Genomic DNA, 21,015 nt, shown 5'->3' with positions numbered 1-21,015 from the left:
CTTCAGTGGAATTCGGTAGCATCACTACTGTGACGATGAGCATCGAACGCCTCCGGGCACTGCACGCGCTGTCCGTGCACGGGACGATCGCGGCGGCGGCCGAGGCGATGCACGTGACCCCGTCCGGGGTGTCGCAGCAGCTCGCCAAGCTCGAACGGGAGACCGGCCACCGGCTCCTCGAACAGCAGGGGCGCGGCGTGCGGCTCACCCGCGCCGGGCACGTCCTGGCCGGGCACGCCGCCCGGGTGCTGGCCCAGCTGTCGGCCGCCGCCGCGGAACTGGACGGGCTGCGCGACGACGCCACCGGGCCGGTCCGCCTCGGCGCGTTCGTCACCGCCGCCCGGTCGGTGCTGCCGCCCGCGCTCGCGGCGCTGCGCGAGCGGCACCCGGGCCTGTCCCCCACCCTGGTGGAGGGCGAGGCGGAGAACGTGCTGCCCGCCCTCGCGCGCGGCGACATCGACGTGGCGATGGTGGAGAGCTGGGACACGCTGCCGACCCCGTTCCCCGCCTCGGTGTCGAACGTCCTGCTGTCCTCGGACGTCATCGACCTGGCGCTGCCCGCCGCGCACCCGCTCGCCCGGCGCCGCACCGTCGACCTGCACGAGCTGCGCGGCATGCGCTGGGCGTGCTGGACGGCGGGCGGGACCTGCGAGAGGCAACTCGTCCAGACGCTGCGCGAACACAACGTCGAGCCCGAGATCGCCTGCAATGTGGCCGACTACCCCACCCAGCTGGCGTTCGTCGCCGCCGGGCTGGCCGCCGCGCTGATCCCCCGGCTCGGCCGCGACCCGGTCCCGTCCGGCGTCCGGATCCTGGCCACCCGCCCGGTGGTGCGCCGCAAGATCTACGTGGCGTGGCGCACCGCGGCCGGCGGCCCGGCCGTCGACGCGTGCGTGGAGGCGCTGCGGGCCGCCGCCGAGCGGTTCATGGAGGACCGCCCCGCCGCTTGATCGGCGCGGGCGGCGGCCGATGCCGAGACTTGACCCGGCGGTCGCGTGGAGCGGGCGGCGCGGGGGAATGATCCCTGCGCCCGGAATCTCCCGATCGCTATGGGGAACGATGCGTTTTCTTGCTCGCGCGCACCAGATGCCCGTCCGCTTGATCGTGGGCGCGTTCGTCCTTAACTCGGGCCTGTCCAAGCTCAAGGGCGACGAGGGGACGGCCGAATACATCCACGGCACCGCCACGACCGCCTACCCGTTCCTGGAGTCCCAGGACAAGAACGACTTCACCCGCAAGCTCGGCACCGCCGAGGTCGCGCTCGGCGCCGCGCTGATCACCCCGCTCGTGCCGACGGTGCTCGCGGGCGCCGGGCTCACCGCCTTCGCCGGCGGGCTGCTGGGGCTCTACCTGCGGCTGCCCGGGATGCGCGAGGGGATGCGCCCCACCCAGCAGGGCATCCCGCTCGCCAAGGACTCCTGGCTCGCCGGGATCGGCGCCACGCTGGTGCTGGAGGAGCTGAGCCGAGCCCGCGCGGAACGCCGCTGCCGCCGCTGACCGGACCGTACGCCTCCACGGAGCCGCGCGTTCCCCACCGGATCGCACGCCTTGACGGAGGCGCGGTGGCGCGGCGAGGATCGGCGCGTCCCGAGGAGGCCGCGCCATGACGTCCCAGCCCCAGCCCTCCCCGCTCGTCCGCGCGGCGGGCGGCGCCGACGCCGCCGCGATCGCGGCGATGCTCGGCCGCGCGTTCGACGACGACCCGGTCTGGCGCTGGATCCTGCCCGACGACGCGTCCCGGGTCCGCAGGCTGGCGGGCGTGTTCGGCATCCTGCTGCGGCGCGTGCACCTGCGGCACGAGGGCACCGAGGCGGCCGGCCGCGGAGCGGACGTGGAGGCCGCTGCGCTCTGGGACCCGCCCGGCCTCTGGCGCGTGCCGCTCACGGCCCAGGCGGCGCAGGCGGTCCCGCTGCTGCGCGCGCTCGGCCGGCGGGTGCCGGCGGCGCTGCGCGCCCTCGGCGAGATCGAGAAGCACCACCCGCGGGAACCGCACTGGTACCTGGCGGTGCTCGGCACCGACCCGCCCGCGCAGGGCCACGGGCTCGGCGGCGCGCTGCTGCGCTCGCGGCTGGACCGCTGCGACGCCGAGGGCGTCCCCGCCTACCTCGAGTCGTCCAAGGACCGGAACGTCCCCTATTACGAGCGGTTCGGGTTCCGGGTGACGCGGGAGCTCGCCATGCCCGGCAAGGGCTGCCCGCCGGTCTGGCTGATGTGGCGGGACCCGGAAGGCGGCTGACCTGCCCCCGACACGCGGGCGCACTTCCGGTTAAGCCGCTGTCATGACCGGAAACGGCCATCTCCGGGAGGTCGGCACCCGGGAGCGTACGCGTCCGGCGACGGTCCGTCGCCCCGACGCGTCCCTGATGCCCGTCACCTGCGCCTCCGGAGGACGGGGATCACCGCCAAACACAGGTGACCCGATGCGGCCATGCAGGCGGCGGTTCCCGGCCGGACGGGCGGGGCGCGGCCGACGCGGCGCGGCCCGATCGGCCTACCGTCGAGGAGTAGCCACCCCAGGATTGGTGAAGCGCCCATGACGACGTCCCGCCCGCCGTCCACCGCCCGCCTCCCCCGCGCACACCGCCGGTGTGCTCCCACCCGGCGGGCGTCCGAGGCCCGGACGGCGCGGACATGACCGTCCCCGTCGTGTCCCCGCTCACGGCCGAGCCGTCCGGAGACGTGTCCGGGGACGCCCCGCTCGCCCTGCACCGGCCGGCCATGGCCCGCGTGCACGACCACCTTCTCGGCGGCAAGGACAACTACGCCGCCGACCGGGAACTCGCGCGGCGGGTGCTGGAGGTCCTGCCGCAGGCGGCCGCCGCGGCGCGCGACGGCCGGGCGTTCCTCGCCCGCGCGGTCCGCGCGTGCGCCGAGCGGGGCATCCGGCAGTTCCTCGACCTCGGATGCGGGCTGCCCGCCGCGGACAACCTGCACCAGATGGCCGCCCGGCACGCGGCCGGGACGCGCGTCGTCTACGTCGACGCCGACCCGCTGGTCATCGCGCACGCCCGCGCGCTGCTGATCGAGGACGGCCACATCGCCGCGCTCCGCGCCGACCTGCGCGACCCGCAGTCGATCCTGGGCGCCGCGCAGGTGCGGCGGCTGATCGACCCGGCCGAGCCGGTGGCGCTGGTGTTCTCCTGCGTCCTGCACTTCCTGCCCGACCCGTACGCCCCGGTGGCGGCGGTGGGCGCGGCGGCGGCGCCGGGCAGCGCCCTGGTCGTCTCGCACGCCACCGCCGACCACGCGCGCGCCGCGGTCGCCGAGGCGGCACGGCGGTACGCGGCGGCGGGCGCCGGGCCGCTGGTGCTCCGCGGCGCCGCCGAGATCGCCCGCCTGTTCGGCCCGTTCGCCCTGCTGCCTCCAGGCCTCGTACCGGCCGGGCACTGGAACGCCGGCACCACGCCGCCGCCCGGCGACGCCGTCCTGTACGCGGGCGTGGGGATCCGGCCGTAGCGCGGGCGGCGAGGGCGCAGCCCCCGCGCGACACGTCGCCGAACGCGGCATGCCGGTCACACGGCGTTCAGGTGATGTTCAGGGGGTCTGTGGAGAACATGGAGCAAGGGCCCCTAGGGTGGCCCGGATGCCGACGAACACTCTCACCACGGAAACGAAGGCGAACGGCGCGCCCCCGGCCACGGCGCCCCGGATGGGCTGGCTCGACGCCCTGCGGGGCCTGGCCGCGCTGGTGGTGGTGTTCGAGCATTCCCTTGACGTGCTGCTCCCCGAGGTCCGCCGGACGGCCAGCCCGTGGTTCGACTTCGGGCGGTACGGCGTCTTCCTGTTCTTCCTGATCAGCGGCTACGTGGTGCCGTTCTCGCTCATCCGGCGCGGCAGCGTCCGCGCGTTCTGGGTCGGCCGGCTCTTCCGGCTCTACCCGGCCTGGCTGGCGGCCGTCGGGCTCATGCTGGCGCTCGGCGCGACCGGCGTGTCGTGGGGGCTGCCGCCGGGCCTCGGCGAGCGCCCGTGGATCTCCGCGATCGCGCACCTGACCATGCTCCAGGACCTCCTCGGCGTTCCGAACGTGGTCAACGTCTTCTGGACGCTGTCCTACGAGATGGTGTTCTACCTGCTCATCACCGCGATGTTCATCGCAGGCGTGAAGGGCGCGAGCGCGCGGGTCTCGCTCGGCTTCGGCGTGGCCGCCGCGATGCTCGGCGTGTCGCTGCCGCAGCAGCTGCTGGCCGCCAAGTGGCCGGGCGCGACGCCGACGGTCGCGGCGCTCGCCCTCGCGGGCGGCATCGCGGCCATGGTCAGCGGCCGCCGGTCCGTCCGCCGCGCGGGCGTCGCGATCGTGGCGGGGCTGGCCCTGACGCTGCTCGTGCTGGACAGCCGGATCGGCGGCGTCGAAAGCCTGTGCATCATCGCCACGATGTTCGCCGGGACGGCGGTGCGCGGCATCCAGGACGGCCGGCTGCCGGTGCGGCGCGCCGCCGCGATGATCGCCGTCGTCCCGGTGCTCACCCTGCTGGCGGGCCTGCGCCCGCCGGTCGCCTGGGGCGGGCACGGCACCGCGCCGACGCTCGGCGTCGACTGGTCGCTCGCCGTGGCGGCGGCATGGCTGACCTTCCTCGGCGGCCTCGCGCTGCGCCGCAGGCGCATGCCGCGCGCGCTGATGTGGCTGGGGCTGGTCAGCTACTCGGTCTACCTGCTGCACCCGATGGTCGTCCAGGCGGTCTGGCGGGTCGCCGGCGACCGCGACTCCATGCCGCTCTGGGTGCGGCTGGCCTGGGAGGGCGTGCTGCTGGCCGGCGTCCTCGCCGTCGCCGGGCTCGCGCACCGCTACATCGAGCGGCCCGCGCAGCGCCTCGGCCGCCGGCTGTCCCGCCGCGCGAGCGCCGCCCCCGAACCGCCCGCCGAACCGCCCCCGGTCCCGCCCGCGGCCCGGCCGGAGCCCGTCGCGCCCTAGCCGCCGGGGGCACGGCCGCGGGCGCCGGGGCACGTGATACGCATGACGGAGGCGTCCCCCGGATGTCTCCCGTCCGGACACCCGCCTTCACGGCGAGTGGGCCGGACGGTGACAGCGATCACTTTCTTCCCTAGGGTGAGGCCCGGTTCACCCCTCCCGGAGGGAGGCCCCATGGTCAGTCCCCTGCCGAACGGACGCCGGATGCCACAAGGGCCCATGCCCGCCGAGCTCCCCGACCTGCTGCGCCAGCACCTGCAGGCCGCCGTCGAGGAGATGGAGCGGGAGATCCGCGACCAGGTGCCCGAGTACGCGGGCGACGACGACGGCGAGTACGCCCTGCGGGTGGAGCGGACGGTCAGCGAGACGGTCGCGTTCTTCGTCGACTCGGTCGACCACCCCGACGCCGACGCGCGGCACCTGACCGAGCTGTACATGCACCTCGGCGAGCTGGAGGCCCGGCAGGGCCGCGGGCTGGAGCCGCTGCAGAACGCGATGCGGGTGAGCAGCCAGATCGCCTGCCGCCGCTTCATCAAGGACGCCTACCGGCTCGGCTGGTCGCGCGAGACCCTCGGCCGGCTGACCGACTCGCTGTTCATGCTGGTGGCGCGGGTCGCCGACGCCGCGGCGCAGGGCTACGCCCGCGAGCAGGGGCAGCTGGCGAGCGAGCGGGAGCGGCGCCGCGAACGGCTGCGGGACGCGCTGGTGGCCGAGCCGTCGCCGGGGCACGACGCGATCGCCGACCTGGCCATCGCGGCCCGCTGGGACCCGCCGCGCAGCATCGGGCTGGTCGCGCTGCCCGCCGGCGCCCCGGCGGGCGCCCGGATCCTGCCGCCGGCCGTGCTGGCCGCCTGGGACGCGCCCGTGCCGTTCCTGGTCGTCCCCGACCCTGAGGGGCCGGGGCAGGACCGGATCTGGCCGGCACTGCGCCGGCTCGGCACCGCCGCGATCGGGCCGACCGTGCCGCTCACGCAGGGCGCGGTGTCGCTGCGGTGGGCGCGGCACGCGCTGACGCTGGTCGAACGGGGGCTGCTGCCCGCGGGCGAGCCCGTCCGATGCGTCGACCACATCGCCCCGCTGGCGACGCTCGCGGCGGAGGAACTGGTCGGCGCGACCGCCGCGGCCGTGCTCGGCCCGCTGCTGGACCTGGCGCCGGCGCGCCGGCAGCCGCTCGCCGAGACGCTGCTGACCTACCTGCAGTCCGGCGACAACGCGGTGGTCGCGGCGGAGCGGCTACACATCCACGAGCAGACCGTCCGGTACCGGCTGCGGCGCATCGCCGAGCTGACCGGCGGCCGGTTCTCGGGCCTCGACGACCGGCTCGACGTGCTGCTGATGCTGAGCTGGCTGGTGCGGTCCGGGCGCGCGGAGGAGCCCGCCTGACCGGCGCGCCCTGCTAACCGGCGAGGTGGTGGCCGAGGAAGGCCAGCTGCGCGGGGAGCCGGGGGCGCCAGAAGGCGCCGTCGTGGCATCCGCCGCCCATGGAGCCCTCCGGGCGGATCCGGTCGCGCAGCTTGCGGGCCATGGGCGCGAAGGGATCGCTCGTGCCGCAGTCGACGCGGACCGGGACGCCCTTCAGCGCGTCCAGGGCGGTGGAGACGTCGTTGCGGGCGAAGTCGGCGGCGCCGTCGAAGGACCGCGCGTTGGTGCCGTGCGCGTCCTCGTAGGACGCGAAGAGGGCGGGCGACGAGGCGACCACGGCGGCCGTCCGGCCCGCGCCGAGCCTGCGGGCCAGCACGAGCGCCCCGTAGCCGCCCATCGACCAGCCGATGGCGCCGATCCGCGCGGTCTCAGCGCCTTCCTTGCCCAGGCGGGGGAGCAACTCGTCCACGATCATGCCCAGGGGGTCGTCGCCGTCGGCCCGGGGATGCCAGTAGGAGTCGGGGCCGCCGTCGACCGCGGCGATCGCGAACGGGGGGACGCCGCCGTGCGCGACCGCGTCCGGGAGGTAGTGGTCCAGCGCGAGCGACCGGACGGCGGACGCGCCGGTCCCGCCGCTGCCGTGCAGGGCGACGGCGACGGGCAGGCCGCGCAGCGACCGGGTCGCCGCGGGCAGCACGACGGTCGCGGTGACGTCGGTGCGGCGGTGCGCGGAGTGCCAGGTCAGCCGCCGGACGGCGGTGGAGGCGGCGGGCGCCGCCGGCACGTCCCCGCACCTGCCCAGCGCCCTGTCGAGGCGGACCCTGCCGGGCAGGACGTCGTTCTCGACCAGGGCGTAGCCGGTCCCGCCCGCCGCCGCGAAGGCGCCGAGCCCGCCGAGGCCGCCGATCAGCAGCGCGCGTCTGGAGATCACAGGACGTCCTTCCGGGAGGGATCCGACGCCCGGTTGGATCTCCGGAACGCCGGGAAGGTTCCGCCGGCGGCCCTTTTCGTCCGCTACAGGCGCGCCGCCGGTCAGGGGGCGGCGGGCTCGCCGGTGCGGCCGGGCGCGGACTGCGAGTGCGACAGCACGGTCACCCCGGCGGTGAGCAGGACGGCGCTCAGGCCGACCGCGGCGAACGCCGAGAACGAGTGCGGCGGCTCGGTGTGGAAGGCGAAGACGGCCAGCACGTAGGACGCGACGGGGTTGGTCATCGTCATCGCGGTCATCGCGGCGGGCAGCGACCCGGCGGCGAACGCCTTCTGCTCCAGCACGAGCCCGAGCAGCGTGGACCCGGCGAGCGCGTACCCGGGCCAGTCGAGGGCCGTCGCGGCGACGCCGCGCTCGACCAGGTCGGCGGTGGTGAGCTTGATGAGCACCGCGGTCGCCGCGAACATCAGGCCGGAGCAGACCCCGAGCAGCACCGCCCGGATCGTCCCGCGGCGGATGTTCGCGGCGCGCGACAGCGCCAGCACGAACGGCACGGCGACCAGGCCGGCGAGGATCAGCCGGGGCCGGGACGGCTCGCCCTGCGACGGGATCGCGCCCGGCACGGTGAACAGCACCGCCAGGCCCGCCGTGACGGCGATCCCGCCGACCAGGTCGCCGCGCGCCGGGCGGCGGCCGACCACGGCGGCGCCGAGCAGGATCGTGAACACCAGCTGGGTGACCAGCAGCGGCTGGACCAGCGCGGTGGAGCCGAAGTGCAGCGCGACGGCCTGGCTCATGAACCCGGCCAGGTTCGAGGCCCAGCCGGCCAGCCACACCGGGTCGCGCAGCAGCGCCCCGATCAGCCGGACGGCGGGCACCCGGCCCTTGCCCTCGCCCACCGCGCGCCGCGCCGCCCGGTACTGCAGCGCGGCGGCGCCCGCGAACAGCAGCGCCGCCAGCACGCTGAACGCGGCGGACCAGGCCATCAGGGCGTTCCGGTCCGCTCGCCGCTGCGGCCGGGCCCGGCGCCCGCGCCGAACTCCGCCGCCAGCTTCTCGAAGGCCCGCAGCAGGCCGTCGGCGAACCGGTCCGGCTCGGGCAGCACCCGGGCCTCGGCCATCACCGAGACGTGCAGGGACCCGTCCCGGCTCAGCGCGGCCACCGCGACCGGCAGGCCTCCGGCGGGCGGCAGGACGAGGTGCACGTCGCCGACCGGCGCCCCGGCCGGCAGGAGGCGCCCGGACGGTCCGCGCACGTTCGCGACGACGGCGCCCGCGAACGCGTCCCCGCGCACGCCGGGGCGGGTTGCGGGACGTCCCCGTTCCCCGGCCTGCCTGCGGACCGCTTCGAGCCGTTCGCGGAGCGGCCTGGCGTCGACGGGGACGTCCAGCCAGCGCGCGCCGTCGAGCCCGTCCAGGGCGGCGGCGCGTCCCTCGCCCGGCCACCTCCGCGATGGGACGGCCACACGCAGCGTCCAGCCGCCCGGCGGTCCGGCCCCCCGCCCGGCGGGCGCATCCCCGGCGATCGCCGCCAGCAGGTCGGCGACCCGCGCGCCGGCGGCGCGGGCGACCTCCCGGACCCGCTGGAGCGGAAGTGTGACGGTCCCGAAGCCGTGCCCGGGGCCCGGGGCCGGGACGGCCTTGTCAGGCGGGAGAGCCATGTCGGGCGGGGCGGGCGGCGCGGGCACGGGCAGCACGGCCGTGCGGGACGGCTCGGCGGATCCGGCGGGCTCCCGCGTCTCCCCCGGCCGCTCGAGGACGCCGCGCAGCAGTTCGAGGAGGCGGGCGCCGTCCGCGCGGGCCCGGTGGACGAGGACGACCACGGCGTCCGGGCGCTCGCCGCCGCCCCGGAGCAGGTGGAGCCGCCACGGTGGACGGCCGGGGTCGAACGGCTCCGCGGCCAGCCGCGCGACCAGGCCGTCCAGCGCGCGGCGGTCGCCGGGCGCCGGCACCCCTGACTCCCGGACGTGCCAGGCCAGGTCGAGTTCGCCCGCGTTCTCCCCGCGCGCGCTACGTGCACCGGCCCGGCCGGGCCGCCGGGTGAGGCGGGGGACGTCCGGCAGCCGCTCGGCCAGCAGCGCCCGCACGCGCCCGGCCGCGGGCCCCGGCCCGGCGAACTCCGCGACGGCTCCCACGACCTGCGGCACCTCCGGGCTCTCGGCGGATGGGGAGAGCGCGCCGGCGGCCGTCCGCGATGCGGAGGGCATGTCCGGTTCCGCGCCCTCACGGGGATTCTGCCCCTGACGGCGGCTCCGGCCGAGCCCGCCCCGGACGAGCCGCGAGCGGAGGGCCTCGGCGCCGGCCGCGGCCGGGACGAGCAGCAGCCCGCCCGGGATGTCCACGACGTAGTGCGCGGCGGTCGCGACGATCACCAGGCCGGTGACCGCCAGGTGCAGGCCGCACAGCCAGGCGACGGCGGCCCCGCACCGGGCGCGGACGGCCGTGACGCCGATCCACGCCACCCAGCCGATGTGCAGGCTGGGCATCGCCGCGTACGGGTTGGCGCCCGCCGAGACCGCGCCGGTCCCCCAGGTGGCGGGCGGATGGTGCAGCGCGATGATGTCGGTGTACCCCTCGCCGGCCAGCAGCCGCGGCGGCGTCGAGGGCCACGCCGCGAAGCAGCAGATCGCGATGAGGGTGATCCAGATCAGCATGTTGCGGGCCCACGGGTAGGCCGGGTTCCGCCGCCACCACAGGTAGCCGAGGAACCCGAACGTGGCGAGCACGTACGTCGTCGCGTACTCCCACGCGGCGAGGGCGCCGAGCCATCCGTGCCGGATCAGCACGCCGTTGAGCTGGTGCCCGACGTCCAGATGCGCCCAGCGCTCCAGGGCCAGCAGCGACCGGCCGTGCGCGTCGCTGACGGCCCGCGATCCGGCGAAGGCGTGCGTGAACGTCAGGTACACCGCCAGCACGACCAGCCCGCCGGCGATCTCCCGCGCCGCCGCGGCGGCGCGCCCGCGGCCCTCCCCGCGCGCACCGGACGGGGCCGCCTCGCACCGGGTCACGCCGCTCCTCCCGCCTCGGCCATCGCACCACCCCCTCCGATCATCCTCCCCACGATCGATCGCGACGACCATGCGGGGGGCGGCCGATCGCCGCCGGTTCCGCGGCGCAGCCCCACAGAACCGCTTCGACCAGGACTTTCCGGCGAAGCCGGTGGTCCGCCGGACGGCGGTGATCTACGTTGGGATCCCGGGCGCGCGCCCGCGGACGAGACCCGACGAGAGGGGCCGCAGCCGTGACCGATGTCCCGCCGCCGGAGGAGACCGCGCCGGAGGGGATCGACCCGACCGTGCCGGCCGCCCCGCGGATCTGGAACCACTGGCTCGGCGGCAAGGACAACTACGCCGCCGACCGCCGCGTCGGCGACCAGATGGCCGCGATGTACCCGAGCATCGTCCGGCTGGCGCGGGCCGACCGGGAGTTCCTCGGCCGGGCCGTCCGGCACCTGGTGCTGGAGGAGGGCGTCCGGCAGTTCCTCGACATCGGCACCGGGCTGCCCACCGCCGACAACACCCATCAGGTCGCGCAGGCGCTCGCCCCCGAGTCGCGGATCGTGTACGTCGACAACGACCCGCTCGTCCTGGCGCACGCCCGCGCGCTGCTGACCAGCACTCCCGAGGGCGCCACCGCCTACATCGACGCGGACCTGCACGAGCCCGGGCGGATCCTGGCGGAGGCGGCCCGGACGCTGGACCTCTCCCGGCCGGTCGCGGTGATGCTGCTCGGCGTGCTGATCTACATCGACGACACGCCCACCGCGTACTCGATCGTCCGGACGCTGAAGGACGCGCTGCCCTCCGGCGGCCATCTGGTGATCGCGCACAGCACCAGCGAGGTGCACGGCGCGGCGACCGAGGAGGTCGTGCGGCTGCGGAACGAGCGGGTGAAGCCGCCGATGACGCTGCGCAGCGGCGCGGAGATCACCCGCTTCTTCGACGGCCTCGACCTGCTGGAGCCGGGTGTGGTCCCGTGCAACCGCTGGCGGCCGCACCCGTCGGCCGAGGACGCCGAGGACGTGGACGAGTTCAGCGGCGTCGCCCGCAAACCCTAGCCTCGGCGCCGCAGCACGTCCGCGCGCTACGCGAGGGGGATGCGGAGGCCGACGGTGCCGCGCAGGTCGAGCCAGGCGGTTCCGTTGCCGATGACCAGGCGCAGCACCACGTTCTCGCAGCCCGGGCACCTGGCGACGGCGCCCGGCGCGCGGGAGTAGACGCGCAGGGCGGGCAGCGGGCCCGCCAGCCCGCACTCCGTGCACCGCACCGCCGCCCGGGTGACGTCCACGCCGAACACCTCGCTCAGCGGCCCCGCGAGCGCGTTGCCGTCCTGGTACGCGCCCGTGTCCTCGTAGACGACGGCCTGCCGGCCCGGTTCCTCCGCCTGCATGTCTCAGCCTCCGCTCGGCCCGAAGCGCTCGGTCCTGATCCTGCGCGGGTCGTGCCCCAGGGCGACCAGCAGGTCGGCCGCGGCCTCCACGAACCCGGTCGGCCCGCACACGAAGCAGGCCGGGTCGAACTCCGGCGGCCACACCGACGCGGCCAGGTCGGCCTTCGCCAGCCGTCCCGGCGGCCGGGGCCAGCCGTCCGGCGCCGCGCGCGTGTACAGCGGGAAGACCTCGACACCCGGGTCGGGGCGGCGCAGCTCGCCGGCGTACCACCGCTCCCCGGGCGCCCGGACGGAGTACACCAGCCTGAACGGGACCTTCGACCCCGCCGCGCGCCGGGCCCTGACCATCGCCATCAGCGGCGCGACGCCGGCCCCGCCGGCGACCAGCGTGACGGGCGACGGGTCGTCCGGGCGCCACACGAACCAGCCGCCGACCGGGCCGCGGACCTCGACCGGGTCGCCGGTGGAGAACACCTCGGTCAGGTACGGGGACACCTCGCCGTCCGGGACGTTCTGCACGGTCAGCTCGACGCGGTCGCCGCCGGCCGGGGCGGAGAGCGAGTAGCTGCGCTGGGCGCTGTAGCCGTCGTCCGCGGTGAGCCGGACGTCCACGTGCTGGCCCGCCAGATGGCCCGGCCATCCGGGGACGTCGAGCACGAGGGTCCGCGCGGTGGGCGTCTCGTCGCGGGCCTCCGCCAGCCGCGCCACCCGCCACCGCAGCCGGTTCAGTCCCCCTGGTACCGCTGTTCCAGCCATGGGTCCCCGTAGTCGTGGTAGCCGGCCGTCTCCCAGAAGCCGGGCTCGTCCTCGGTGAGCAGGTCGAGGCCCTGTATCCACTTGGCCGACTTCCAGAAGTACAGATGGGGCACCAGCAGCCGTACCGGGCCGCCGTGCTCGGCGGCCAGGTCCTCGTCGTCGAAGCGGTAGGCCAGCCATGCCTGCCCGTCCACCAGGTCCTGCAGGGGGAGGTTGGTGGTGTAGCCGCCGTAGGAGCGGGCGAGGGCGTAGTCGGCCGTGGTCTCGACGTCGGCGAGGAGGGTGTCCAGGGACACGCCCGTCCATGTCGTCGCGAGCTTGGACCACTTGGTGACGCAGTGGATGTCGACGGTGGGGGTCTCGGCGGGCAGCGCGCGGAACTCCGCCCACGACCACCGGTGCCGCGTCCCCGTCTCGGTGGTGACGACGAACTCCCACGCGTCGGTGCCGACCCGGGGCGTCGGGCCCGCCGACAGGACCGGGAAGTCCTCGGTGAGGTACTGGCCGGGCGGCAGCTTCACGTCGGACCGCCGCCGCCTGCCGTGGAAGCCCGGCGAGACGATGCCCATTTCCGCTCCTGTTCGTCCGGACGCTCGTATCCCGGCATCCTTCCCGGTCAGGGGCGGTCCGACTCCTCCGGGGAGCCGGAGGGCGGCCGGGCCGCCGCCGTCCCGCGGCCGGGGGGCGGTCCGCGCGGGACGGCGGCGGGGCCGTCACCCCGCCGGCGGGACGCCGTTGGCGGGCGCCTGCGGCTGCGGGGCGGTGTACGGCTGGATGGGGCCGTCGCCGTCGTCGGTGGTCGCCGGCTGCCCCTGCGGGACGATCACGTCGCCCTTGATCACGCCCATCTGCGCGCCGGTGTACCCGGCGTGCGACTGCGCGCTGTAGGCGAACGGGACGAGGCCGGGACCGGTCAGCTTCGTCTTCTCCAGCCCGTCCACCAGGCTCTTGCGGGTCGGGTTCTGCCCGGCGTTCTGCAGCGCCTGGACGAAGGTGTAGGCGGCCGACATCCCGTACACGATGTTGCCGTTGAACGGCAGCTTCGGGATGTACTGGTCGTGGATCTTGCGGAACAGCTGGACCCAGCTGTTGGACGCGTCGCCCGGCGACGACAGGTACCCGTCGGTGACCATGCCCTGGATCAGCGGGCTGCCCTGCAGCTTCGTCCCGCCGGACTTGGCGAAGCTCTCCAGCAGCCCGTCGAGGGTGATCGGGTCCGAGCCGACGTTGCTGACCGCGAACGTGGGCTTGAAGTTCAGCTTCAGCGACGCCAGCCGGAACAGCGCGGTGTAGGTCGGGATGCTGAACAGCACGACCACGTCCGCCTTGGCCTGCGCGATCGCCTGGGCCTGCGCGCTGACGTCGGTGGCGCCCGGCTGGTAGGTCTGCCGCGACACGACCTGCCCGGACGGGATGTACTTGTCGAGGCCCTTGACGCCGTCCTGGCCGAAGTCGTCGTTCTGGTAGAAGTAGGCGACCTTCTTGCCGGGGTAGGTCCTCTTGATGTGGTCGCCGAGGATCTTGCCCTCGCGGATGTAGTCGACCTGCCAGCCGAACGTCTGCGGGTGCTTCTTCGGCTCGTCCCAGCAGCCGCATCCGGACGCGACGAACAGGTCCGGCACGCGCTGGGCGTTGAGGTAGTCGACGACCTTGGAGTGCGTGGGCGTGCCCAGCCCGTTGAAGATCGCGAAGACCTTGTCCTGGAGGACGAGCTTCTGCACCACGCCGACCGTCTGCGTCGGGTTGTAGGCGTCGTCCACGTACTTGTAGACGATCTTGCGGCCGTGCACGCCGCCGTGGGCGTTGACGTAGTCGAAGAACGCCTTGGACGCCGCGGAGTTCGCGCTGTAGCCGGGCGCGGCGGGGCCGGTGAGCGGCTGGTGGCTGCCGATCGTGACGGTGGTGGCGGTGACGCCGGGCGCGGACGACTTGCCGTCCCCGCCGCCGCTACCGCCGCAGCCGCTCGCCGTGGCCGCCAGCACCGTCGCCGCCGTCGTCAGCGCGACCGCGCGCCGCGTCCGGCCCTGCGGGCCCCGATGGGTCCGTTCGTTCGGTGGTCGGCTCATCTGCTCCTCCTCGGTGCGTTGCCGGTACCCCCGGTGCGCCGCCGCCCGGCGCGAACCGCCGGACGGGCGGCGGGAGGCGGCGCCGGACGGCGCCGCCGATGTCGCGCAGCCCGCCCTGCAGGCCGCGCGGGAAGGCCAGCGTCACCGCGATGAGGACGAGGCCGTAGATGGCGAGGGGCAGGTTCGAGGCGACGTCGTGCGACAGCCCCGACGAGGAGGCCGTATCGGACGCCCACGACGGCACGAAGACCAGGATCAGCGCGCCCCACACGGCGCCCGGCAGGGTGCCGAGCCCGCCGATGATGATCGCCGCGATGAGCTGCAGCGACAGGGTGAGCGGGAACGCGCCGGGCGCGGCGAGGGTCGCCACGACCGCCAGCAGACCGCCGGCCAGGCCCGCGCACGCGGCCGACACCACGGTGGCGGCGATCCGCAGCCGCGCGACGCGCAGGCCGCACAGCGCGGCGGCGATCTCGTCGTCGCGGCCGGCCCGCAGCGTCCGCCCGAACCGGCCGCCGGTGAGGTTGGCGAGCAGGAACAGCGTGACGACCGCGCCGATGCAGGCGATCCACGCCTGCCAGCGCTCCAGCGGGAACGTCTCGCCGAGCGCGGCCGGCGGGACGGGCGGGGTGACGGTCAGCCCGTTCTGCCCGCCGAGCAGGCCGGTGAGATGGGAGTAGTTCGCCAGGCCGGGCAGTCCGACGGCGAACGCGAGGGTGGCCCCGGCCAGGTAGGGGCCCTGCAGCCGGGCCGCGACCGAGCCGACGAGGACCCCGGCGACGGCGGTCACCGCGGCCGCAGCGACGAGCATCGCGGCGAGCGGCCAGCCCCAGTGGGCGGACACCAGCGCGGCCGTGTACGCGCCGACCGCCATGAACGCGCCGTGCCCGAGGGAGATCTGGCCGCCGAGCCCGGTCAGCACGGTGAGCCCGGCGACCGCGCAGGTGAGGTAGGCGGCCTGGGCGATCTGCAGGTCCCGGTACGGGCCGACGGAGGTCGTCAGGACGTACAGCGCGAGCAGGCCCGCCGCCGCGCCCGCGAGGTGGCGCGCCAGCGTGGAGCGCAAGGCGCCCATGACGTCACACCCTCCGTCCGGCGCGCGCGGCGAACAGCCCGCTCGGCCGGATCATCAGAACGGTGATCAGCGCGGCGAGCGCGCCGAACGTGACCAGGTCGGAGCTGACGTAGCCGGACACGTAGCTGAGCGCGCAGCCGAGCAGCAGCCCGCCGGCGACGGCGCCGGCCGGGCTGTCCAGCCCGCCGATCACGGCGGCGGTGAACCCGAACACCAGCATCGCGTCGAACTGCGACGGCCCGACGAACACCGACGGGGCGACCAGCACCCCGGCGAGCGACCCGACGAGCGCGGCGAGGGCCCAGCCGAGGGTGAGCATCCGGCCGACCCGCACCCCCTGCAGCCGGGCGATCTCCGGCGCGAACGCGGCGGCCCGCAGCTTCAATCCGAGCCCGGTGCGGACGAACAGCAGGGTCAGCGCGGCCGTCACCACGGCGACCGCGCCGATGACGAACAGGTCGAACGGCGACAGCAGCAGCCGCGTCCCGCCCGCCGACAGGCCCTTGATGGTGAACGCGGGCGGGTAGGAGTGCGGGGTGTCGCCCCAGATCATGCCGGCGGCGGCCTGCAGCAGCACGTACAGCCCGAGCGTGACGATCACGGCGTTCAGCGGCGGTTTCCCCTCCACCGGCCGCACCAGCACCCGTTCGGCGACCGCGCCGATGACCAGCCCGGACGCCAGCGCGACGCCGAGCGCGAGCCAGTACGACCCGCCGTCGTGGACGACCGTCCAGGCCAGGAACGTGGTGAACATCAGCATGCCGCCCTGCGCGAAGTTCACCACGCGGGTGGCGCGCCAGATCAGCACCAGCGCCAGCGCGACCGCCGCGAACACCGCGCCCTGCGTGATCCCGGCGAGCGTGAGATTGACGAAGCGGACCATCAGAACCCCAGGTAGGCGTGACGGAGCCGGGCGTCGGCGGCGAGCACGGCGGCGGGTTCGGACGCCACCACCGCGCCGAGGTCGAGCACGACGGCGCGGTCGGCGACCGACAGGGCGCTGCGCGCGTTCTGCTCGACGAGCAGGACGGTCCGGCCGTCCTCGTCGCACAGCCGGCGCAGCACCGCCATGAGCCGGGCGACGACGCGCGGCGCCAGGCCGAGCGACGGCTCGTCGACCAGCAGCAGCCGCGGCGCGCCCGCGAGGGCGCGGGCCAGCGCGAGCATCTGCCGCTCGCCGCCGGACAGGGTCGCGGCGGCGCGGGACCGGCGCGCCGCGAGCGGCGGGAACAGCTCGTACATCTCGGCGATCCGGCGGGCGAGCGCCCTGCGGTCGCGCCGCCAGAGCCCGCCGAGCCGCAGGTTCTCCGCGACGGTCAGCTCGGTGATGACGCCGCCGCTCTGCGGCACGTGCGCCACCCCGAGCCGGACGATCTCCTCGACGGCCATGCGGGTGAGGTCCCGGCCGTCCAGCGCGATCCGGCCGGCGCGCGGCCGGACCAGGCCGGACACGGTCCGCAGCAGCGTCGTCTTGCCGGCGCCGTTCGCGCCGAGCACGGCGGTGAGCGACCCCTTCTCGACCGTCAGGTCCACCCCGTCGAGCGCCCGGACGGCGCCGTACCCGGCGGTGAGGCCCGCGACCTCAAGCATCGCGGACCTCCTCGCCGAGGTAGGCGTCCAGGACGGCCGGGTCGTCGCGGACCTCGGCGGGCGAGCCGGACGCGATGACCTTCCCGAAGTCCAGCACCACGACCTGGTCGCACACGCCCATCACCAGGTCCATGTGGTGCTCGACCAGGACCACCACCGGTCCGCCGCGCAGGCCCCTGATCAGCGCGGCCAGCTCCTCGATCTCGGCCGCCGACAGGCCCGCGGCGGGCTCGTCGAGCAGCAGCAGGTCCGGGTCGGCGACCAGCGCGCGGGCCAGCGCGACCCGCTTCTGCGCGCCGTAGGGCAGCTCGCCGGGCCGCCGTGCCGCCTCCCCGGCGACGCCCAGCTCGTCCAGCCGGGCCAGGGCCCGCTCGCGCAGCGCGGCCTCGTCGCGGTCGGCGCGCGGCAGCGCCAGCAGCCCGGAGCCGAACCCGGCCCGCGCGTGCCGGTCGGCACCGACCATGACGTTCTCCAGCACCGTCAGGCCGGGGAACAGCCCGAGCCCCTGCAGGGTGCGGGCGATGCCGAGCCGGGTCAGCCGGTGCGGCCGGTGCCGGCCGAGCGCCCGGCCGCGCCAGCGCACCTCGCCCGACCGCGGCCGGACGAACCCGCACACGACGTTGAACAGGGTCGTCTTGCCCGCCCCGTTCGGCCCGATCACGCCCGTGACCCGGCCCGGCGGCGCCGACAGCGACACCTTCTCCAGCGCGACCAGCCCGCCGAAGCGGACGGTCACCTCTCGTAGTTCCAGGGATTGCGACGGGCCGCCGGACATGTCGTCACCTCGCCGGACGAAACTCGCGCGACTTCCCCCGAGGCCATTTGTACATACCGACTGGTCGGATTCCACTGAAGATAGAATCGGGGGGCGGCGCCGTCAACAGCCGGTTTCTACCCGCCTCGGCGGCACCGTTCTTGGATCGCGTTCCCGACCGGTAGGCTGACGACTGATCACGGGCGGCGGCGTGGCGGCGCGGGGCCCCGGCCCCGGACGGAGGTGGAGTCTTGACGCAGACGTCAGCGGGGCGCTTGTCCGACGACGTGCCCCTGCCCGATCGGCTGCTCGCCGTGGCCACCCGGATGTTCGCCGAGAAGGGCTTCGAGAGCACCTCGGTCCAGGAGATCGTCAACGCCGCCGGCGTCACCAAGGGCGCCATGTACCACTACTTCGGCTCCAAGGACGACCTCCTCTACGAGATCTACCACCGGCTGCTCGGCCTGCAGATGCGCCGGCTGGAGCAGATCGCCGGCGGGACCGGCAGCGCCGAGGAGCGGCTGCGCGCGGCGGCCCTCGACGTCCTGGAGACCTCGTTCCTCTACCTGGACGACTTCACCGTCTTCTTCCGCTCCACCCACCTGCTCCCCCGCGACCGCCGCGAGGCCGTCCGCGCGGAACGGCGCCGCTACCACGAGTGCTTCCGCGACCTGGTCGAGGAGGGCCAGCGCGAAGGCTCCCTCCGCGCCCACACGCCCGCCGACATCGCCGTCCACTTCTTCTTCGGCACCGTCCACCAGATCGGCGCCTGGTACCGCCCCGGCGGCCGCCTCAAGACCCGCACCATCGCCGAGCACTACGTCGACCTGCTCCTCAACGGGCTGAAGCAGGCTTAGCCCTGTTTTCCCAGGGGGACGACCCCCTGGAACCCCCGTTGCGGCCGACAGGCCGTTTCTCCGCTCCGCTGGCGCTCCGCGGTGAAACGGCCTGTCGGCCGTCGGGCAGGGCCCCGAGGGTGGGTCAGCGCTCGATGTGCTCGATCTTCAGGTCCTTGTTCTGGTGGCGGGCGCGGAGGGGCTTCTTGTCGAACTTGCCGACGGTGGTCTTGGGGATCTCGTCCATGAAGGTCCAGTACTCGGGGACCTGCCAGCGGGCGACCTTCGCGGCGAGGTGGTCGGCGAGCTCGGCGGCGGACGCGGTGGCGTCCGGGCGGAGCACGACGCAGGCGAGGGGCCGCTCGTCCCAGCGCGGGTCGGGGACGCCGATGACGGCGGCCTCCGCGACGGCCGGGTGGCCCATCAGGTGGTTCTCCAGCTCGACGGAGCTGATCCATTCGCCGCCGGACTTGATGACGTCCTTGGCGCGGTCGGTGATCTGGTAGAAGCCGCGGTCGTCGATGGTGCCGATGTCGCCGGTGCGCAGCCAGCCGTCGTGGAACTTCTCCGGCGCGGGGTCGCGGTGGTAGGCGCCGGTGATCCAGGGGCCGCGGACCTCGATCTCGCCGACGGACTCGCCGTCCCAGGGCAGCTCGCGGCCCGCGTCGTCGACGATGCGCATCTCGACGCCGGCGGCGACGCGGCCGGACTTCAGCCGCCAGTCCATCTCCTCGGACGTGCCGGGCTCCACCTCGGGCGGCGGGAACGCCATGCCGCCGAGCGGGCTGGTCTCGGTCATGCCCCAGCCCTGGATGATGCGCAGCCCGTACCGGTCCTGGAACGCCTCCAGCAGCGAGCGGGGCGCGGCGGCGCCGCCGGACGTGCCGGCGCGCAGCGAGGACAAGTCGAGTTCGTGCTGCTCGCCGTGGGCGAGGATGCCGTTCCAGATGGTGGGGACGGCGGAGGCGAGCGTGCTGCTCTCCTGGGCGATGAACTCGGTGAGGTGCTGCGGCTGCATGAACGGGCCCGGCATGTGCAGCGTCGCGCCGGAAAGGAACGCCCCGTACGGCAGGCCCCAGGCGTTGACGTGGAACATCGGGACGATCGTCAGCACCCGGTCGGACTCGGTGATGCCGACGAGCGACGCCGACTGCACGGCCATGGCGTGCAGGAACGTCGACCGGTGCGAGTAGACGACACCCTTGGGGTCGCCGGTGGTGCCGCTGGTGTAGCACATGGACGCGGCGGACCGTTCGTCCACCTCCGGCCATTCGTAGCCGGGCTCCTCGGCGGCGAGCAGCTCGTGGTACCGCAGGACGGGGGCGCCGTTGCGGTTGGCCTCCAGCGGCGCGCCGTCGCCGTCGCCGACGATGACGAACGCCTCGACGGCGGGCAGTTCGTCCACCACCCGTGCCAGGAGGGGGACGAGGCTGTCGTCGACGACGATCACCTGGTCGTCGGCGTGGTTGATGATGTGGGCGAGCTGCTCGGGGAACAGCCGGATGTTGAGGGTGTGCAGGACGGCGCCCATCGCGGGCACCGCGAAGTACGCCTCCAGGTGCTCCTGGTCGTTCCAGCAGAAGGTCGCCACGCGGCCGCCCTGCCGGACGCCGAGCCGCTGCAGCGCGGCGGCGAGGCGTTCGGCGTTCTCGGCGACCTGCGCGAAGGTGGCGCGGCGCGGCTCGCCGCCGCCGGTCCACGTCACGCACTCGCTGCGCCCGTAGACGCGGCGGCCGTGCCGCAGGATCGCGGCGACCGACAGCGGGAAGTCCTGCATGGTGCTGGGGATCATGGCGGTCTCTCCGGTGGGTGGGGGGCGGGAGGCGGTCAGCCGACCAGGACGGACAGGACCTCGGCGACGCAGACGGGCTTGTCGCCGCCCTCGCGCTCGACGGTCACGCGGACCTTGGCCCGCGCGCCCTGCGCGGTGCGCTCCAGCGAGACGAGCTCGGCGCCGGCGCGCACCCGCGACCCGACCGGGACGGGAGCGGGGAAGCGGACCTTGTCCGAGCCGTAGTTGACGCCCATGCGCAGGCCCTCGACCCGGGAGATCTCCGACATCAGCATGGGCAGGAGCGACAGGGTGAGGTAGCCGTGCGCGATCGTGCCGCCGAACGGGCCGTTCGCCGCGCGCTCGGGGTCGACGTGGATCCACTGGTGGTCGCCGGTCGCGTCGGCGAACCCGTTCACCTGCTCCTGCGTGATCGTGTGCCATTCGCTGTGGCCGAGATGGGTGCCGACGGCCTTCTCGTACTCGTCGATGCCCTGGAAAGTCCTCACCGCGTTGCCTCCTCCGCCGGGCGCGCGCCCGCTCCGTGGACGCCATGATGACAACATACCGACCGGTTGGTATG

Annotated in this window: 21 protein-coding genes; 8 read left to right on the top strand and 13 right to left on the bottom strand. The window is 75.0% G+C overall.

The genetic code is table 11. From position 1 onward, the window contains the following. Positions 1 to 35 precede the first annotated feature (35 nt). The 6 genes from ABD296_RS21275 (at position 36) to ABD296_RS21250 (ending at position 6,289) form a co-directional block, all read left to right on the top strand. The gene (locus tag ABD296_RS21275; RefSeq protein WP_344269748.1) at positions 36 to 950 is read left to right on the top strand and encodes a LysR family transcriptional regulator; all 915 of its coding nucleotides are present in this window, start codon (positions 36 to 38) and stop codon (positions 948 to 950) included. A gap of 109 nt (positions 951 to 1,059) precedes the next feature. Continuing rightward, positions 1,060 to 1,497, top strand: a complete 438-nt coding sequence (locus ABD296_RS21270; protein WP_344269683.1) for a hypothetical protein — start codon at positions 1,060 to 1,062, stop codon at positions 1,495 to 1,497. Between the two features lie 106 nt (positions 1,498 to 1,603). Then, positions 1,604 to 2,236, top strand: coding sequence for a GNAT family N-acetyltransferase (locus ABD296_RS21265; RefSeq protein ID WP_344269681.1), 633 nt, complete (start codon positions 1,604 to 1,606; stop codon positions 2,234 to 2,236). Between the two features lie 395 nt (positions 2,237 to 2,631). Further along, positions 2,632 to 3,456 carry an SAM-dependent methyltransferase gene (locus ABD296_RS21260; RefSeq protein WP_344269679.1) on the top strand — a complete coding sequence of 275 codons (825 nt, stop codon included), beginning with the start codon at positions 2,632 to 2,634 and terminating at the stop codon, positions 3,454 to 3,456. A gap of 127 nt (positions 3,457 to 3,583) precedes the next feature. Next, the gene (locus ABD296_RS21255) at positions 3,584 to 4,909 is read left to right on the top strand and encodes an acyltransferase family protein (protein WP_344269678.1); all 1,326 of its coding nucleotides are present in this window, start codon (positions 3,584 to 3,586) and stop codon (positions 4,907 to 4,909) included. Between the two features lie 171 nt (positions 4,910 to 5,080). After that, positions 5,081 to 6,289 (top strand): PucR family transcriptional regulator, encoded by a 1,209-nt coding sequence (locus tag ABD296_RS21250; protein ID WP_344269676.1) that lies wholly within the window; start codon positions 5,081 to 5,083, stop codon positions 6,287 to 6,289. Positions 6,290 to 6,302: 13 nt separating this feature from the next. Here ABD296_RS21250 and ABD296_RS21245 read toward each other — a convergent pair whose 3' ends face one another. The 3 genes from ABD296_RS21245 to ABD296_RS21235 form a co-directional block, all read right to left on the bottom strand. After that, entirely contained in the window at positions 6,303 to 7,199 is an 897-nt protein-coding gene (locus ABD296_RS21245; RefSeq protein ID WP_344269674.1) for an alpha/beta hydrolase, read from the bottom strand. 101 nt (positions 7,200 to 7,300) lie between these two features. Further along, positions 7,301 to 8,182 carry a DMT family transporter gene (locus tag ABD296_RS21240; RefSeq protein ID WP_344269672.1) on the bottom strand — a complete coding sequence of 294 codons (882 nt, stop codon included), beginning with the start codon at positions 8,180 to 8,182 and terminating at the stop codon, positions 7,301 to 7,303. Further along, complete coding sequence (locus ABD296_RS21235) at positions 8,182 to 10,203, bottom strand: bifunctional phosphatase PAP2/O-acyltransferase family protein (protein ID WP_344269670.1); 2,022 nt, start codon at positions 10,201 to 10,203, stop codon at positions 8,182 to 8,184. Before ABD296_RS21235 ends, ABD296_RS21240 begins: the two co-directional genes overlap by 1 nt. A gap of 233 nt (positions 10,204 to 10,436) precedes the next feature. Between ABD296_RS21235 and ABD296_RS21230 the strand changes: the two genes are divergently transcribed. Then, complete coding sequence (locus tag ABD296_RS21230; RefSeq protein ID WP_344269668.1) at positions 10,437 to 11,252, top strand: SAM-dependent methyltransferase; 816 nt, start codon at positions 10,437 to 10,439, stop codon at positions 11,250 to 11,252. Positions 11,253 to 11,278: 26 nt separating this feature from the next. On the opposite strand, the gene ABD296_RS21225 is transcribed toward ABD296_RS21230, so the two are convergent. The 8 genes from ABD296_RS21225 to ABD296_RS21190 form a co-directional block, all read right to left on the bottom strand. Continuing rightward, complete coding sequence (locus ABD296_RS21225) at positions 11,279 to 11,584, bottom strand: DUF6510 family protein (RefSeq protein ID WP_344269665.1); 306 nt, start codon at positions 11,582 to 11,584, stop codon at positions 11,279 to 11,281. A 3-nt stretch (positions 11,585 to 11,587) separates the two neighbouring features. Continuing rightward, the gene (locus tag ABD296_RS21220; protein WP_344269662.1) at positions 11,588 to 12,340 is read right to left on the bottom strand and encodes a ferredoxin reductase; all 753 of its coding nucleotides are present in this window, start codon (positions 12,338 to 12,340) and stop codon (positions 11,588 to 11,590) included. Then, a complete protein-coding gene (locus tag ABD296_RS21215) occupies positions 12,310 to 12,909 on the bottom strand; it encodes a sulfite oxidase-like oxidoreductase (RefSeq protein WP_344269659.1) in 600 nt (199 codons plus the stop codon). The genes ABD296_RS21220 and ABD296_RS21215 overlap by 31 nt, the downstream gene beginning before the upstream one ends. A 144-nt stretch (positions 12,910 to 13,053) precedes the next feature. Next, positions 13,054 to 14,406, bottom strand: a complete 1,353-nt coding sequence (locus ABD296_RS21210; RefSeq protein ID WP_344269657.1) for an ABC transporter substrate-binding protein — start codon at positions 14,404 to 14,406, stop codon at positions 13,054 to 13,056. Next, on the bottom strand, positions 14,288 to 15,481 hold the full coding sequence (locus ABD296_RS21205; RefSeq protein WP_344269654.1) for a branched-chain amino acid ABC transporter permease: 1,194 nt from the start codon (positions 15,479 to 15,481) through the stop codon (positions 14,288 to 14,290). The genes ABD296_RS21210 and ABD296_RS21205 overlap by 119 nt, the downstream gene beginning before the upstream one ends. A gap of 4 nt (positions 15,482 to 15,485) precedes the next feature. Continuing rightward, positions 15,486 to 16,364, bottom strand: coding sequence for a branched-chain amino acid ABC transporter permease (locus ABD296_RS21200; RefSeq protein ID WP_344269652.1), 879 nt, complete (start codon positions 16,362 to 16,364; stop codon positions 15,486 to 15,488). Further along, positions 16,364 to 17,071 carry an ABC transporter ATP-binding protein gene (locus ABD296_RS21195; RefSeq protein ID WP_344269649.1) on the bottom strand — a complete coding sequence of 236 codons (708 nt, stop codon included), beginning with the start codon at positions 17,069 to 17,071 and terminating at the stop codon, positions 16,364 to 16,366. Before ABD296_RS21195 ends, ABD296_RS21200 begins: the two co-directional genes overlap by 1 nt. Then, entirely contained in the window at positions 17,064 to 17,846 is a 783-nt protein-coding gene (locus ABD296_RS21190) for an ABC transporter ATP-binding protein (protein ID WP_344269646.1), read from the bottom strand. The genes ABD296_RS21195 and ABD296_RS21190 overlap by 8 nt, the downstream gene beginning before the upstream one ends. A 230-nt stretch (positions 17,847 to 18,076) precedes the next feature. On the opposite strand from ABD296_RS21190, the gene ABD296_RS21185 reads away from it, so the two are divergent. Next, the gene (locus ABD296_RS21185; RefSeq protein ID WP_344269643.1) at positions 18,077 to 18,682 is read left to right on the top strand and encodes a TetR/AcrR family transcriptional regulator; all 606 of its coding nucleotides are present in this window, start codon (positions 18,077 to 18,079) and stop codon (positions 18,680 to 18,682) included. Between the two features lie 124 nt (positions 18,683 to 18,806). Here the strand turns inward: ABD296_RS21185 and ABD296_RS21180 are convergent, their stop codons facing one another. Together ABD296_RS21180 and ABD296_RS21175 are read right to left on the bottom strand one after the other, a co-directional pair. Beyond that, on the bottom strand, positions 18,807 to 20,453 hold the full coding sequence (locus tag ABD296_RS21180; protein ID WP_344269640.1) for a long-chain fatty acid--CoA ligase: 1,647 nt from the start codon (positions 20,451 to 20,453) through the stop codon (positions 18,807 to 18,809). A 35-nt stretch (positions 20,454 to 20,488) separates the two neighbouring features. Further along, a complete protein-coding gene (locus ABD296_RS21175; protein WP_344269636.1) occupies positions 20,489 to 20,941 on the bottom strand; it encodes a MaoC family dehydratase in 453 nt (150 codons plus the stop codon). Between the last annotated feature and the right edge of the window lie 74 nt (positions 20,942 to 21,015).

Source organism: Actinomadura napierensis (assembly GCF_039529375.1).
GTDB lineage: Bacteria > Actinomycetota > Actinomycetes > Streptosporangiales > Streptosporangiaceae > Spirillospora > Spirillospora napierensis.
The sequence above is the reverse complement of the archived record's forward strand: the minus strand, read 5'-3'. Positions and strand labels throughout refer to the sequence as shown.